We start from the raw sequence: 13,914 nt of genomic DNA, 5'->3' as shown, positions 1-13,914 counted from the left end.
CTGGTCGACCCCGCTTACACCTCGCAGACGTGTTATCGGTGCAAGGTGGTGGACGCCCACTCGCGCAAGAGCCAAGCCGAGTTCGTGTGCACCTCTTGTGGCCACACCGATCACGCCGATGTGAACGCGGCCAAGAACATCCTCAGCGCCGCAGGGCATGCGGTGTCAGCCTGCGGAGACCTCGGGGTTACCCGGTCCGTGAAGCAGGAACCAGCGCCCCCGCGAGGGCAGGCGCACCGACCGGCGTTATCGCTGGTTGGAATCCCCCGGCTTTAGGTGTGGGGAGGAAGTCAACGGTCATGCGCCGAACCCTAGGACGCGGACGCTTCGGCGCCGGCTGAAACATCCAACCCCAACAGGTCGGCCAGGTCGCGTACGCCCTGGTCGGTCACCCGCAACGCTCGGCCGCCCCCGATCCGCACGCACCAACCGGCGGCCAAGACGTGTGAGAGCAGGGCCGCGCCCGCCACCCCGGCCAGGTGTGGTCGGCGTTCCGTCCAGTCCAGGCAGGGACGGGCCAAGGGGCGGCGTCCCCCGTTTCGCAGGTCGATTCCGAGGTCGGAGAACCAGGCCGATCCGGCGTCGGTGAGCGCGAACCCGGTCTCCTGGTCGAGGAGGCCGCGCTCGGACATCGCTCGGGTGACGTCCACACCGAGGGCCCCGGCGAGGTGGTCGTAACAGGTGCGGGCACGGGACAGCGCCCGTCGTCGGGCGCTCTGCGCCAACGAACGCACCGGCCGACGTTCCGGGGCGATGTGGCCCGCCATGGTCTCCACCAGGTGGGCGGTCTCCGGACCGGACAGCCGTACGTACCTGTGCCGACCCTGCCGGACCTCCGTGAGCAGGCCGCCCTCGACCAGCCGGTTCAGGTGTTCGCTCGCGGTGGAGGCGGACACCCCGGCGTGCCGGGCGAGTTCGCCGGATGTCCACGCCCGATCGTCCAGGAGCGCCAGGCACATCGTCGCCCGGGTGGGATCGGCGAGCAGGGCGGCCAGCGCCGCCAGATGGGGGCCGTCGGTTTCGAGCATGTCTTCAGGATGCCCCGACGACGTTTCGGCGCACGCCGAAGTGGAGGGGTGCGGGTACCGGTGAGCCTGTCGGTGGGGGTGGTTAGGCTCACGTCCATGACCGAAGCGTTGCCCGAAGAGGATGGACCCGACGAGTACACCGAGGACGTCCTGTCGGTGGTGGAACGGATTCCCACGGGACAGGTGATGAGCTACGGCGACATCGCCGAGTACGTGGGCCGGGGCGGACCCCGGCAGGTGGGGGCGGTCATGTCCCGATGGGGAGGGGGAGTGCCCTGGTGGCGGGTGGTGCGCTCGGACGGACGGCCCGCCTCGGGGCACGAGGTGCGTGCCCTGTCCCACTACGCCGGGGAGGGCACCCCGATGCGCCCCGGAAGCGACCGGGTGGACATGGTTCAAGCCCGTTGGGACGGGCGGACCAGGGGCTGAGGACGTACCCGACTCTTCCCGGGGCGTCCGGGATGGTCGTTTCCCTCTGGTGAACTGGTGAGGTGAACACATCCCCGTACCGTCTCGTGCGGCGCGCCCATCAGGCGACGCCGCCGCCGGTGCTGGACGAGAACCAGCAGAGCGTGGTCGACCACCCCGGTGGTCCCCTCCTCGTGCTCGCGGGCCCGGGGACCGGAAAGACCACCACCATCGTCGAGGCCGTCGTCGACCGCATCGACCACCGTGGCGTGGATCCCTCCCGGATCTTGGTGCTCACCTTCAGCCGTAAGGCCGCCCAGGAACTACGCGAACGCATCACCGGTCGGCTGCGCCGCACCACTCGCGAGCCCCTGGCACTCACCTTCCACAGCTACGCCTACTCGCTGATCCGCCGCGAGTTCCAGCGCATGGGCGACCTCGCGCCCCGGCTCCTGTCCGGGCCCGAACAGCTCATGGAGGTCCGTGAACTCCTGCGGTGGGAACTCGCCGACGGTGGGGAGGCCTGGCCGGAACGGCTCCGGCCCGCCCTGGAGACGCGCGGTTTCGCCGAGGAGCTGCGCGACTTCCTGATGCGCGCGCAGGAACGTGGGCTGGGCCCCGAGTCGCTGACGGCGATGGCCACCGACCGCGACCGCGACGACTGGGCCTCGGCCGCAGGGTTCCTGTCCCGTATGAACGGCCGCTTCGACATCGCCCCCGTGCCCACGCTCAACTACGCCGAGCTGGTGCGCGTCGCCGCGAACATGCTCTCCGACCCCGAGGTGCAGGAGCGGGAACGTTCCGCTCACGAGGTGGTCTTCGTCGACGAGTACCAGGACACCGACCCGGCCCAGGAGGAGCTGTTGCGCGCCCTGGCCGGGGACGGGCGAGACCTGATCGCGGTCGGCGACCCCGACCAGTCCATCTACGGGTTCCGCGGCGCCGAGGTGCACAACATCCTGGAGTTCCCGAGCCGCTTCCCCACGTTGCAACGTGAGGACGCCCCGGTCGTGGCGCTGCGGACCTGTCGCCGCAGCGGGGCCGCCCTGCTGGCGGCCTCCCGCGGGTTGACCCGGAGGCTGCCCGCCGTGGCCTCCGCGCGCGGGCAGGTCAACGCCCACCGCGACCTCACCCCCGCGGAGGGGATCCCCGACGGCGAGGTGCACCTGCTGATGGCGGACAGCGCCACCCAGGAGGCCGCGGTCATCGCCGACACCCTGCGCCGGGCCCACCTGATCGACGGGGTCCCGTGGTCGGACATGGCGGTGCTGGTGCGCTCCTCCAGTCGACAACTGCCGGTGCTCCGCCGTGCCCTCACCGCCGCCTCGGTGCCGGTCGTGGTGGGCTCGGACGAACTTCCGGTGGCGGCCGAACCCCTGGTCCGTCCCCTGCTCGGCCTCATCCGGTACGGGCTGCGCCCGGAGGAACTGGATGACGAGGCCGCCCGCGAACTCCTGATGAGCGCCTTCGGTGAGGCCGACTCCGTCCGGTTGCGCCGGCTGGTGCGGGCCCTGCGCCGACTCGACCTGGACCGGGTCCGGTCCGCCCGGGAGAACGCGACCACAGACGGCGTCACCGAGGACGCCGCCGGTGAGGGCGAGGGGAGGGACGACCAGGACATCGGGTACCGCTCCTCCGCCCGGCTGCTGGTCGAAGCCCTGCGCGATCCACGGGAACTCACCCTGGTCGACCCCGAGATCGCCGCGCCCGCCACCCGGGTCGCCAAGGCGCTGCGCACCGTGCGTGACCTGAACGCCAAGGGCGCCGACGCCGAACAGGTCCTGTGGGAACTGTGGCGCGACAGCGGGCTCGCCGACCGACTGCTGCGAGCCAGCCAGGCCGGAGGCCGCCGCGGCGCCGCCGCCGACCGCGACCTGGACGCCGTGGTCGCCCTGTTCGAGAGCGTGGCCCGCTACTGTGACCGCCTCCCGCCGGGAACCCCCGACGGGTTCCTGGAGGACCTGGCCGCCCAGGAGATCCCCGGCGACAGCCTCGCCGAGCGTGCCCCCGAGGGCGAGGCGGTGCGCATCCTCACCGCGCACCGGTCCAAGGGGCTGGAATGGGGTCTGGTCGTGGTGGCCGGAGCCCAGGAGGGGGAGTGGCCCGACCTGCGGCTTCGCGGTTCCCTCCTCGGTGTGGAGGAGCTGGTCGACGCCCAGAGCCACTCGGCGGACTCCTACGGGGCCGCCCTGGCCTCCAAACTCCTGGACGAGGAACGCCGACTCTTCTACGTGGCGCTCACCCGCGCCCGCCGCACCCTCTACGTCACCTGTGTGGGCGGTGACGACGCCGAGGAACGTCCCTCGCGCTTCCTGACCGAGATCGGACTGGGCGACCCCGAACCGATCAGCACCGGGCGGCGATGGCTGTCCCTGCCCGCCCTGGTCGCGGACCTGCGTTCGGTGGTCACCGACCCCGAGGCTCCGGGGCCGCTTCGGCAGGCCTCCGCCGCCCACCTGGCCCGCCTGGCCGAGGAGGGTGTGCGCGGCGCCGACCCCGCCGAGTGGTACGCCCTCACCCCCTTCAGCGACGACCGACCCCTCTCCGAGCCGGAGGACACCATCCGGGTGTCGCCCTCTCAGGTGGAGAGCTTCACCAACTGTCAACTGCGCTGGCTGCTGGAACGCGCCGCCGGCGCCTCCTCCGGCGATTCCGCCTCCGCGCTCGGCACCGTCGTGCACGCCGTGGCCGTCCTGGTCGCCCAGGGCGGCAGCGCGGAGGAGGTCGGCGAACGCATGGACGAGATCTGGTCCGACCTGGACTTCGGCGGACCATGGCAGTCCGACAAACAGCGTGAGCGCGCCGACGAGATGGTCCGCAAGCTCATCGACTGGGACACCGGCAACGATCGCGAACTGGTCGTCACCGAGGAGGGCTTCAAGGTGGACGTGGGCGGCATCGAGATCACCGGTCGTGTCGACCGACTCGAACGCGACGACCAGGGCCGCGCCGTGGTCGTCGACATCAAGACCGGCGGTACCAAGGCCGATGACCTGGCCCGCCACCCCCAGTTGGGCGTGTACCAGATGGCCGTGCTCAAGGGAGCCTTCGCCAAGCTCGGCCTGGCCGAGCCGGGGGGCGCCACGCTCGTGCAGGTCGGCAAGGCCGCGCTCAGCAAGAAGGCGCGCGAACAGGCCCAGTCTCCCCTGGGCGAGGACCCCGACCCCGGGTGGGCGCAGACCCTCGTGCGCGAGGTCGCCACCGGCATGGGCGGGTCCCGGTTCACCGCCACCCGAAACACCGGATGCAACTCGTGCGCCGTGCGCGCCTGTTGCCCGGTCCAGGACGAGGGCAGACATGTCTGAACCCACACCCGCCCCCGAGACCCCCGCCCCCGATACCCCGCCCCCGACCCCGAGATTCGACCCCGCCGAACTCGCCCGGCTCCTCAAGCGTCCCGAACCCACCGTCGAACAGGCACGGGTCATCTCCGCGCCCCTGGAACCGGGGGTGGTGATCGCCGGCGCCGGATCCGGCAAGAGCGAGACCATGGCGGCCCGGGTGGTCTGGCTGGTCGCCAACGGACACGTGCGACCCGAACAGGTGCTCGGTCTGACCTTCACCCGCAAGGCCACCGCCGAGCTCGCCGAACGCGTGCGCAAGCGTCTGGAACAGTTGCGCGCCACCGAACTCTTCCCCGAGGAACCGTTGGACGGCGAACCCACGGTCTCCACCTACAACTCCTACGCGGGCCGGATCGTGGCCGACCACGCCCTGCGCGAGGCGGTCGAGCCCACCTCCCGACTGCTCAGCGAAGGTCAGTCCTGGCAACTGGCGGCCCGGATCGTGGGCGAGTACGACGGTCCCATGGGGCACATCAACGTCGGAGCGGACACCGTCACCCGCCGGGTCCTGGACCTGTCCGGGCAGATCGCCGACCACCTCACCAGCACCGACCAGGTGCGCGGGGTGGGCCGGTGGATCCAGGCGGGCGTGGACGCCATGCGGCGCAAGCCCACCCAACCCACCAAGGACCTGGTGGACGCCCAGCGGCGCCGCGAGGAGCTGCTTCCGCTGATCGACCGCTACAACGACGCCAAACGTGGTCGGGAGGCGATGGACTTCGGAGACCAGATGGCCCTGGCCGCGCGCATCGCCCTCAACCACCCCGAGGTGGGGCTGATCGAACGCGGCCGCTACCGTGTGGTGCTGCTCGACGAGTACCAGGACACCAGCCACGCCCAGTTGGCGTTGCTGCGCGCCCTGTTCGGCGAGGGCCATCCGGTGACCGCGGTCGGCGACCCCTGCCAGTCCATCTACGGATGGCGGGGCGCGATCGCCGCCAACCTCACCGGCTTTCCCACCGACTTCCCCGTCGCTCCGGGGCGACCGGCCCCGGTGCGACGCCTGTCGGTGAGCTTCCGCAACGGCCAACGCGTACTGGACGTGGCCGAGCGCGTCTCCGACGAACTGCGCGCCGAGGCCGCCGACGTGCCCGTCCTGTATCCGGGACCCGCCCGACGTGGCCGCGGCACCGCCATGGCCGCGCTGTTCGCCACGGAGACCGAGGAGGCGGCGTGGATCGCCGACCAGGTGCGCCGCCTGGTCCACGCCACCGCCGACGACTCGGGGGGCCCGGTGTTCGCCCCGGACGGTCGGGCTTGGCCGGAGGGGGAGTCCGGTGGGGCCTCCGATGGCGCCGTCGGCCCCGGTGACATCGCGATCCTGTGCCGCAAACGTTCGCAGTTCCCGCCGCTGCGGGAGGCGCTGGAGGCCCACGACATCCCGGTGGAGGTCGTCGGCCTGGGCGGACTCATGATGGTGCCCGAGGTCCGCGACATCATCGCCACCCTGAGGGTCGTCCACGACGCCTCCGCCGGTAACGAACTCGCACGCCTGCTCACCGGTCCCCGCTGGCGGTTGGGCCCGCGTGACCTGGCCGCCCTGGGTTCCCGCGCCGCCGAACTCGCCCGGCACACCAGGCGTGACCTGACCACCTCCGGCCCCGACCAAGAGGACGAGCCCGACGAGGACCTACTGCGCCGCACCGTCCTGGACCTGACCGCCGAGAGCGGCAGCCTCGTGGACGCCGTCGACGATCCCGGACCGGCCGAGAACTACTCCGAGACCGCCTACGAACGCCTGGGCCGACTGGCCGAGGAACTGCGCGGACTGCGCAAGCTCCTCGGCCAGCCCCTGCCCGACCTCATCACCGAGATCGAACGCATGCTCGGGCTGGACATCGAGGTGGGGGCGCGCATCCACCGCGACCCCCTGTCGGCCCGCGCCGACCTCGACGCCTTCGTCGACCACGCCGTGCGCTTCGTCGGCAACACCGAGGACCCCACCCTGGGCGGCTTCCTCGGCTACCTCAACGCCGCCGAGGAGAACGAGAGCGCGCTCAGCCCCGGAGAGCGGGTGGGTGGTTCCGACAGCGTCAAGCTGATGACCATGCACGGCGCCAAGGGTCTGGAGTGGCCGGTGGTGTTCGTGCCCGGGGTCAGCGCCGGCAAGCGCGCGCCGTTGTTCCCCGCCAAGGCCCGCGACTCCCTGGCCTGGGTCAAGGCCGACCACTTGCTGCCGTATCCGCTGCGCGGCGACAGGGCGAGCCTGCCCGCCCTGCGTGGGGTGGAGAAGGAGGACATCGCCGAGTTCAAGGCGGCGGAGGAGGCCCGCCACCTGATGGAGGAACGGCGGCTGGCCTACGTCGCGGTCACTCGTGCCTCCTACGCGTTGGTCTGCACCGGCCACTGGTGGGGGCGGACCGGAAGCACCCCGCGCGGGCCGTCGATGTTCCTGGAGGAGATCCGCGAGGCCTGCGAGGGGGGCGCCGGGTCCGTGGTGGCCTGGGCGCCGCCACCCGACCCGGAGGACACCAACCCGCACGACGAGGAGGAGTCCTCGGCGGTGTGGCCGCCGCGGGAACCGTCCGTGACGGAGCCGGTCATCGAGTCCGAACCCTTCCCGGTGCCCACCGTGGCGCAGGGGATCGCACCCGACCTCGTCGGTCCCGAACCGGAGTTCGAGTACGAGCCGGAGTACGACCCCGAATACGACGACGCTTTCGTGGCCGACCACGACCCGGGTTCCGCGCCCGTGCCCGAACCCGTGTCCGAGCCTCGGGCGGACGGCCGCCGTGAACAGATCCTGGCCGGAGCCGACCTGGTGGAACAGGCCAGGGCCAGGCTGCGGGTCGGGGAGTCCGCGCTACCGAAGAAGACCCCCGACGCGCTGCGCAAACGGCTCCACGGTTGGGAACGCGACACCGAACTGCTGCTCGCCCACCGGGAGCGCGCCGTCATCGGGTCGGGGGAGGGGCCGGTCGAGGTGGAACTGCCCGATCACCTGTCGGTGTCCTCCATGGTGTGGCTGGCCAGGGACCCCTCCGCGCTGGCCCGGCAGATCCGCCGGCCGCTGCCCCGGCCGCCGGCCCCGCACACCCGGCGCGGTACCGCCTTCCACTCCTGGCTGGAACAGCGCTTCGGGCAGAACGCCACCCTGCTCGACGAACTGCCCGGGGCCGCCGACGAGACCGCGGGGGAGGACGAGGACCTCGCCGAACTCCAGCGGATGTTCGAGGAGAGCGAGTGGGGCCGGCGGGTTCCGCTGGAGGTGGAGGTGCCGTTCGAGACGGTCATCGGCGACCGGCTCATTCGAGGCCGTATGGACGCGGTCTTCCACGACTCCGAGACCGGTACCTACGACGTGGTCGACTGGAAGACCGGCCGCCCACCCGGCAACTCGGAGGAACGACGGGCCGCGGGGGTGCAGTTGGCCGCCTACCGGCTGGCCTGGGCCGACCTGGTCGGGGCCGGATCCGACCAGGTGCGGGCCGCCTTCCACTACGTGCGCGCGAACGAGACCGTGCGCCCCGTGGACCTGCTCGACGCCGAGGGCCTGGCCGCGTTGTTCACCCGCCTGCCCGAACCCGACTGACGGGCCGCGCGCGGCCCGTCAGTCGGGTTCGGGCGGCGACCGCCGTCCGCCCGAGACGTCGCCGTCCTACTGAGGCGCCTGGTCGACCTGGATGTCCCAGTCGACGTTGGAGCCGTCGACCGAGGAGGTCGTGATGGTCACGCCGTAGGTGTCGGTGCCGTCCACGAGTTCACAGCGGATCTCGGCGCCGACCTGCGCGGGAAGGTCCTCGGAGCAGGTGAAGGAGTCGGGGGTCTGGCCGACGACCTCCGCCAGCTCGGCGGAGGACTGCTCGGCGACCTCGGCGGCGGGGACGGTTTCACCGCTCGCCTGACCGCCCTCGCCCCCGGTGGTGCCGCCCTCTTCCCCCGTCGTCTCGTCCGCGGTGTTCCCGGGGTCGGGGGCGGACCCGTCGGTGGTTTCGTCGTCGACCACGATGTCCCACTCGACGTCGTTGCCCTCGACGGAGGTGACGGTGACGGTCACGCCGTAGGTGACGCCGTCGTCCACGAGCTCACAGCGGATCTCGGAGCCCACCTCCGCGGGAAGGTCGTCGGCGCACGTGACCTCGTCGGGGATCTGGCCGACCTCCTCGGCGAGCATCCGGGCCGACTGTTCGGCGACGTCGTCGGCGGGAACGGCGCCCGGTCCACCGAAGCTGAACGAGCACCCGGCCAAGAGCAGGGGCAAGGCGCCCAGAGCCGCTCCGGCGATGATCCGATCACTGCTGAACTGCCGCATCGTGTCCTCCTTGGTTCTTTCGAGATGGGCCATGTGAATCGACCCGAGAACCAGGGCCCTGGTTCCTGACCTGGGCGTTTCGATGCGAGTTCGTGTTCTTGCGTTCCGTGTCCGACCGATCACTCCTGCCCGTGGAAGGTCGGCCGCGCGAGCGGTGCGCGAGCACGCGGAGCGGCGGTGCCGGGAAGAGGCCACCGCCGCTCTCGTCGTCTGTTCAGACCACGCCGAAGACGAATCCGCCGGGTGAGTCGATGTCGTCGCCGAACAGGTACAGACGGGCGGAGAGCACGAACTCCTCGCGGCTGATGTCGCCGTCCCCGTCGGTGTCCACGTGCGCGAACCGGGTGCGGGCGCCCGCCTCCTCGGCGCCCAGGGTCTTCGCGTAGACCAGGAACTCGGCCTCACTGATCCGGCCGTCCCCGTCGGCGTCCAGCAGGTCGAAGACGGCTTCCGCCACGGCCTCGGCCGCGTTGGAGCGGCTGCGGTCCTCCGAAGCGGCGTGCATGGCGCCCACGAACGAGTCCCGGTCCAGTCCACCGGTCTGATCCCCGGAGAGATCGACCAACTTGCGCCACAGGGACTCGTAGGTGACCTGGATCGCCCGGGCCCGCTCCTCGTCGGCCGCCAACCCGTAACCGGTAACGTAACGGTCCACGAGTCGTTGATAGTCGTCCCAGGTCACGGCCTTGTCGTCGTCGGTGTCCAGAACGTCGAACAGGTCGCTGAACCTGGCGGCGATACGGGGGTTGGTGCTCACGTGGTCCTCCTTCGAGATCGAGGGCGGGCCTTCCCGCCCCCTGTCGTCAGAGTGCCACGGGCTCCGAGTGGTTCCCCGTACTCAGGTGACGAGCAGGTCGTCGATCTGCCCCATCGCCGCGCTCATGCCCTCGTCCATGCCCATCTCGACCATCCGTTCCATGGCCTCGATGGACTCGAAGGTCGAGCGCAGGACCATGCGGGTACCGTCGCCGTGTTCGGCGATCTCCAGGCGCATGGTGATCGTCGGCATGCCCCCGGCGTCGCCCGGCACCTCGCCGAACCCGTCCAGGAACTCCAACGTGGTCGGTGGTTCCACCGACCGAACGCGCCACCAGCCGGAGTGCCGATCACCGGTCGGGCCCGTCATGTAATAGGTGACGTCACCCCCGGGGGTGAGCTCGTGCCTTTCCATGGTCGCGGGGTAGGTCGGCGGTCCCCACCACCTCTCCAACCGGCGCGGGTCCGCCCACAACTCCCACACCCGTTCCACACCGACGGGGAAGTCGCAGACCAGGGTGATCGTACGGTTCTCGAAGTCCTTGTCGACGCTGGTGACGCTCATCGGCTCGGTTCCTCTCGCGGTCGCGTTCAGGTGCCGGATGCCTCGGTCTCGTCCCCATCTTCGTTCTCGTCGGGGTCCCGGGGATCCTCGGTGATCAGCAGGGCCATGCGATCCACGCGTCCGCGCCAAAGGTCCTCGATCCGGTCGAGGGCGGCGCGGGCGTGGTGCAGGGCCTCGGGTTCGGTGCGAACGAGCTGTTCCCGGCCGCGACGTTCCTTGACGACCAGGCCTGCCCGCTCCAGCACCGCGACGTGTTTCTGTACCGCGGCGAAGCTCATCGGGTAGTCCTCGGCCAACCTGGACACCGACAGGCGACCCTCCACGGAACGGTGAAGGATGTCACGGCGGGTGGCGTCGGACAGCGCGTGGAACAGCCGGTCCACGTGTTCGTTCTCACCGGTCACAACAAATACAACCATTTGGTTGTAGGTTAGTGTGTCATGTCGTGTACGTCCAGGTCCTAAGGTCGAATTCGACAAGGATGTCCAGGACAAGGACGGGATATGGACGCACGCGCCTACATCGACGACCACAAGGACGAGTTCTTCAGAGCGCTCAAGGAGTGGCTGGCGATCCCCTCGATCTCCGCCGACCCCGCGCACCACGACGACGTGCGACGTTCGGCCCGATGGCTCGCCGACCACCTCACCGAGACCGGCTTCCCCACGGTCGAGGTCTGGGAGACCCCCGGCCTGCCCGCCGTGTTCGCCGAATGGCCCGCCGCCGACCCCGACGCGCCCACCGTGCTGGTCTACGGTCACCACGACGTCCAGCCGGTCGACCCGCTCCAAGAGTGGGAGACCGAACCGTTCGTCCCCACCGAGCGTGGCACCTCCCTGTACGCGCGCGGCTCCTCCGACGACAAGGGCCAGGTGCTCTTCCACGCCCTGGGCGTGCGCGCGGCCCTGGCCGTCTCCGGCGCGGACGCCCCACCGGTCACGGTCAAGCTGCTGGTCGAAGGTGAGGAGGAGTCCGGCTCGGTGCACTTCGCCGAGCTGATGAGGACCAACCGCGAACGTTTGGCCTGCGACGTCGCCGTCATCTCCGACACCACCATGTGGGCGCCCGACACCCCCTCCATGTGCGTGGGCATGCGCGGCGTCACCGATGTCGACATCAACCTGTACGGGCCCGAACGCGACCTGCACAGCGGCTCCTTCGGTGGTGCCGTCCCCAACCCGCTCAAGATCATGAGCGACCTGCTCTCCGGGCTGCACGACGGCGACGACCGCGTCGCGATCCCCGGCTTCTACGACGGTGTCGTCGAGGCCAGTGAGCAGGAACGCGAGCTCATCGCCCGGCTCCCCTTCGACGAGAAGGAGTGGCTGGCCACCGCCGCGTCCACCGCGGCCCGTGGCGAGAAGGGCTACAGCACCCTGGAACGTGTCTGGTTGCGGCCCACCGCCGAGATCAACGGCATGTGGGGCGGCCACACCGGCGCCGGCGGCAAGACGATCGTCCCGCGCTCCGCGCACGCCAAGATCAGCTTCCGGCTGGTCCCCGGGCAGGAGCCCCTGACGATCCAGGACCGCGTCCGCGAGTACGTGGAGGCCAACACCCCCGACGGCGTCCACGCCGAACTGGAGTTCGGTGGCCCCGGTGTGCGCGCCTGCGCCTCCGACCTGGACTCCACCGCCCTGAAGGCCGCCCGCGCCGCCATGAGCCGCGCCTTCGGCAAGGAGGTCCTGTTCACCCGCGAGGGCGGCAGCGGGCCCGAGGCCGACATCGCCGACATCCTCCAGACCCCTCTGGTGTTCGTGGCCGTGGGCCTCAACGAGGACCGCATCCACGCCCCCAACGAGAAGGTCGAGATGCCGCTGTTGCTCAAGGGCGCCGAGAGCGCCGCCCATCTGTGGGAGGAACTGGGCAAGGGAGCCTGACCCGCCCAACGGTCGCACCCGCGCACTTCTCACCCGGAAGTGCGCGGGTTCATCCGTCGGGAGTGCACGGCGCCCCCGAACGCGTTACACCTGGTGTGTCGCGCACGATTACAGGAAGGTCCCATGGACTTCGACGCCGTACCCGCACTCTCCCGCGCCTCGGTCGACTCCGCCGGACACCGTCGAGGTGACGACGAGTGGCTGGCCAAGGCCTGGGCCGACACGAACACCCGAGTGCTGGTCCTGGAGGGCGGCGAGCCCGGAAGCCACGGTTGGCAAGCGCTGATGGTCAAGCAGTCCCGCGCCCTGGTCACCACCGGCCGGACCCGCGAACTCGTCCTCATCACGCCCGAGCAGGCGCCCAAGGGCGAGCGCTACCTCCTGGGCAGCGACGGCGAACGCGCGTACTTCGCGGTGCGCTCCGAACAGGAGTTGGCGGTGAACCCCGTCGCCGAACCCGCCTCGTTGCGCGAGGTCGGCGCGGCCCTCGACGACCACGACACCGGCCTCTTCACCCGGGCCATCGCCCTGGCCAACTGGAACGCCACCCACGGCTTCTGCCCCCGTTGCGGATCCCGCACCCGGATCGAGAAGGCCGGGCACGTCCGGGTCTGCGAGGAGGAGGGCACCGAGCAGTTCCCCCGGATGGACCCGGCGGTGATCATGCTGGTGCACCGTGAACGCGACGGCCGGGAGGAGGCGCTGCTGGGCCACAACCCGAACTGGGACGCCCGGCGCTTCTCGGTCCTGGCCGGGTTCGTCGACGCCGGGGAGTCCCTGGAACAGGCGGTCGTCCGCGAGGTCGCCGAGGAGACCGGCGTGATCGTGCGGGACCCGCGCTACCTGTCCTCACAGCCCTGGCCGTTCCCGCGCAGTCTCATGGTGGGCTACACCGCGCGCGCGGTGGGGGAGGCCACGGCCACCGACGACGAGATCTCCGAGGTCCGCTGGTTCACCCGCCCCGAACTCGCCGCGGCCGCGGAGGCCGGCGAGGTGATCCTGCCCGGACACGTCTCCATAGCCCGCACCCTCATCGAGCACTGGTACGGGGGACGTCTGTCCGGCGGCTGGTAGCCCCGAACACCCGATGAGGCTGCGCCGTAGGCGTCCGTTGAGGGTGGTGGTGGGCGACGGGTGGGACGAAGCGCCGGCGGAGGCGCTCAGGGATAGAGCGCCGCGGACCGTCCATCCCCCGCATCGGACGGTCCGCGGCACGCCACCCCGGTGGGCCGGTCCGATCGGACCGGCGCCCGATCAGATCTGGCCGAGCTCGTCCGGAAGGACGGTCAGTGGGCTGGTGCTGCTCTCCACCACGTCTCGGGCCAGGTCCGCCACCTTGCGTCCACGCGAACGCGCCGAGGAACGCAGCCGCTCGAACGCCTCGCGCGGCGGCATCGTGTGCCGCTCCGCCAGGACGCCGATCGCCTGCTCCACCACCACACGAGAGTGCAGCGCGTGCTCCAACTGCGCGATGGTGTGCTTCAGGCGGTCCACCTCCGAGGCCCCCTCCGGCGCCCGACCCGGCGCCTGGGCGCGGGGGCGTGGCCCCCCGGCCTCGGAGGTGATCAGGTCCGCCAGCACCATCGCGCTGATCAGGTCCGGGGCGTCATGGCGGTTATGCCCACCGCCCACGCGCCACCCGTGCGGGGTGCGTCGCACCACTTCGGCGTCCACCGTGTCG

12 protein-coding genes are annotated in these 13,914 nt (G+C 71.0%); 6 read left to right on the top strand and 6 right to left on the bottom strand.

Annotated elements, in window-relative coordinates:
• Positions 1–45: 45 nt before the first annotated feature.
• Positions 46–276 (top strand): zinc ribbon domain-containing protein, encoded by a 231-nt coding sequence (locus ABZ717_RS00965; RefSeq protein ID WP_358503524.1) that lies wholly within the window; start codon positions 46–48, stop codon positions 274–276.
• A 35-nt stretch (positions 277–311) separates the two neighbouring features.
• Here ABZ717_RS00965 and ABZ717_RS00960 read toward each other — a convergent pair whose 3' ends face one another.
• The gene (locus tag ABZ717_RS00960; RefSeq protein WP_358503501.1) at positions 312–1,028 is read right to left on the bottom strand and encodes a winged helix-turn-helix domain-containing protein; all 717 of its coding nucleotides are present in this window, start codon (positions 1,026–1,028) and stop codon (positions 312–314) included.
• 96 nt (positions 1,029–1,124) lie between these two features.
• Between ABZ717_RS00960 and ABZ717_RS00955 the strand changes: the two genes are divergently transcribed.
• From ABZ717_RS00955 to ABZ717_RS00945, 3 genes are all read left to right on the top strand, one after another.
• Entirely contained in the window at positions 1,125–1,457 is a 333-nt protein-coding gene (locus tag ABZ717_RS00955; RefSeq protein WP_358503497.1) for an MGMT family protein, read from the top strand.
• An 86-nt stretch (positions 1,458–1,543) separates the two neighbouring features.
• A complete protein-coding gene (locus ABZ717_RS00950; protein ID WP_358503521.1) occupies positions 1,544–4,741 on the top strand; it encodes an ATP-dependent DNA helicase in 3,198 nt (1,065 codons plus the stop codon).
• Positions 4,734–8,312: an ATP-dependent DNA helicase gene (locus tag ABZ717_RS00945; RefSeq protein WP_358503494.1), complete on the top strand. Its 3,579-nt coding sequence runs from the start codon at positions 4,734–4,736 to the stop codon at positions 8,310–8,312. The genes ABZ717_RS00950 and ABZ717_RS00945 overlap by 8 nt, the downstream gene beginning before the upstream one ends.
• Positions 8,313–8,378: 66 nt before the next feature.
• Here the strand turns inward: ABZ717_RS00945 and ABZ717_RS00940 are convergent, their stop codons facing one another.
• The 4 genes from ABZ717_RS00940 to ABZ717_RS00925 all read right to left on the bottom strand — a co-directional run bounded on the left by ABZ717_RS00940 (position 8,379) and on the right by ABZ717_RS00925 (position 10,772).
• Positions 8,379–9,032 carry a DUF4333 domain-containing protein gene (locus ABZ717_RS00940; RefSeq protein ID WP_358503491.1) on the bottom strand — a complete coding sequence of 218 codons (654 nt, stop codon included), beginning with the start codon at positions 9,030–9,032 and terminating at the stop codon, positions 8,379–8,381.
• 214 nt (positions 9,033–9,246) lie between these two features.
• On the bottom strand, positions 9,247–9,789 hold the full coding sequence (locus ABZ717_RS00935) for an EF-hand domain-containing protein (protein WP_358503488.1): 543 nt from the start codon (positions 9,787–9,789) through the stop codon (positions 9,247–9,249).
• Between the two features lie 81 nt (positions 9,790–9,870).
• Positions 9,871–10,353 carry an SRPBCC domain-containing protein gene (locus ABZ717_RS00930; protein ID WP_358503485.1) on the bottom strand — a complete coding sequence of 161 codons (483 nt, stop codon included), beginning with the start codon at positions 10,351–10,353 and terminating at the stop codon, positions 9,871–9,873.
• Positions 10,354–10,379: 26 nt separating this feature from the next.
• The gene (locus tag ABZ717_RS00925) at positions 10,380–10,772 is read right to left on the bottom strand and encodes a metalloregulator ArsR/SmtB family transcription factor (RefSeq protein ID WP_358503482.1); all 393 of its coding nucleotides are present in this window, start codon (positions 10,770–10,772) and stop codon (positions 10,380–10,382) included.
• An 84-nt stretch (positions 10,773–10,856) separates the two neighbouring features.
• Here ABZ717_RS00925 and ABZ717_RS00920 point away from each other — a divergent pair, with 84 nt between their 5' ends.
• Positions 10,857–12,233 carry a dipeptidase gene (locus tag ABZ717_RS00920; RefSeq protein WP_358503479.1) on the top strand — a complete coding sequence of 459 codons (1,377 nt, stop codon included), beginning with the start codon at positions 10,857–10,859 and terminating at the stop codon, positions 12,231–12,233.
• A 123-nt stretch (positions 12,234–12,356) separates the two neighbouring features.
• Complete coding sequence (nudC, locus tag ABZ717_RS00915; RefSeq protein WP_358503476.1) at positions 12,357–13,307, top strand: NAD(+) diphosphatase; 951 nt, start codon at positions 12,357–12,359, stop codon at positions 13,305–13,307.
• Positions 13,308–13,487: 180 nt separating this feature from the next.
• Here nudC and ABZ717_RS00910 read toward each other — a convergent pair whose 3' ends face one another.
• Positions 13,488–13,907, bottom strand: coding sequence for an ANTAR domain-containing protein (locus tag ABZ717_RS00910; RefSeq protein WP_358503518.1), 420 nt, complete (start codon positions 13,905–13,907; stop codon positions 13,488–13,490).
• Positions 13,908–13,914 lie beyond the last annotated feature (7 nt).

It is taken from the genome of Nocardiopsis sp. NPDC006832, from assembly GCF_040635885.1.
GTDB lineage: Bacteria > Actinomycetota > Actinomycetes > Streptosporangiales > Streptosporangiaceae > Nocardiopsis.
The sequence above is the reverse complement of the archived record's forward strand: the minus strand, read 5'-3'. Positions and strand labels throughout refer to the sequence as shown.

Bases quoted from the DNA above. Each gene is read 5' to 3' on its own strand.
- ABZ717_RS00960 (WP_358503501.1), bottom strand. From the start codon at position 1,028: ATGCTCGAAACCGACGGCCCCCATCTGGCGGCGCTGGCCGCCCTGCTC.
- ABZ717_RS00955 (WP_358503497.1), top strand. From the start codon at position 1,125: ATGACCGAAGCGTTGCCCGAAGAGGATGGACCCGACGAGTACACCGAG.
- ABZ717_RS00945 (WP_358503494.1), top strand. From the start codon at position 4,734: ATGTCTGAACCCACACCCGCCCCCGAGACCCCCGCCCCCGATACCCCG.
- ABZ717_RS00940 (WP_358503491.1), bottom strand. From the start codon at position 9,032: ATGCGGCAGTTCAGCAGTGATCGGATCATCGCCGGAGCGGCTCTGGGC.
- ABZ717_RS00930 (WP_358503485.1), bottom strand. From the start codon at position 10,353: ATGAGCGTCACCAGCGTCGACAAGGACTTCGAGAACCGTACGATCACC.
- ABZ717_RS00925 (WP_358503482.1), bottom strand. From the start codon at position 10,772: ATGGTTGTATTTGTTGTGACCGGTGAGAACGAACACGTGGACCGGCTG.
- ABZ717_RS00920 (WP_358503479.1), top strand. From the start codon at position 10,857: ATGGACGCACGCGCCTACATCGACGACCACAAGGACGAGTTCTTCAGA.
- nudC (WP_358503476.1), top strand. From the start codon at position 12,357: ATGGACTTCGACGCCGTACCCGCACTCTCCCGCGCCTCGGTCGACTCC.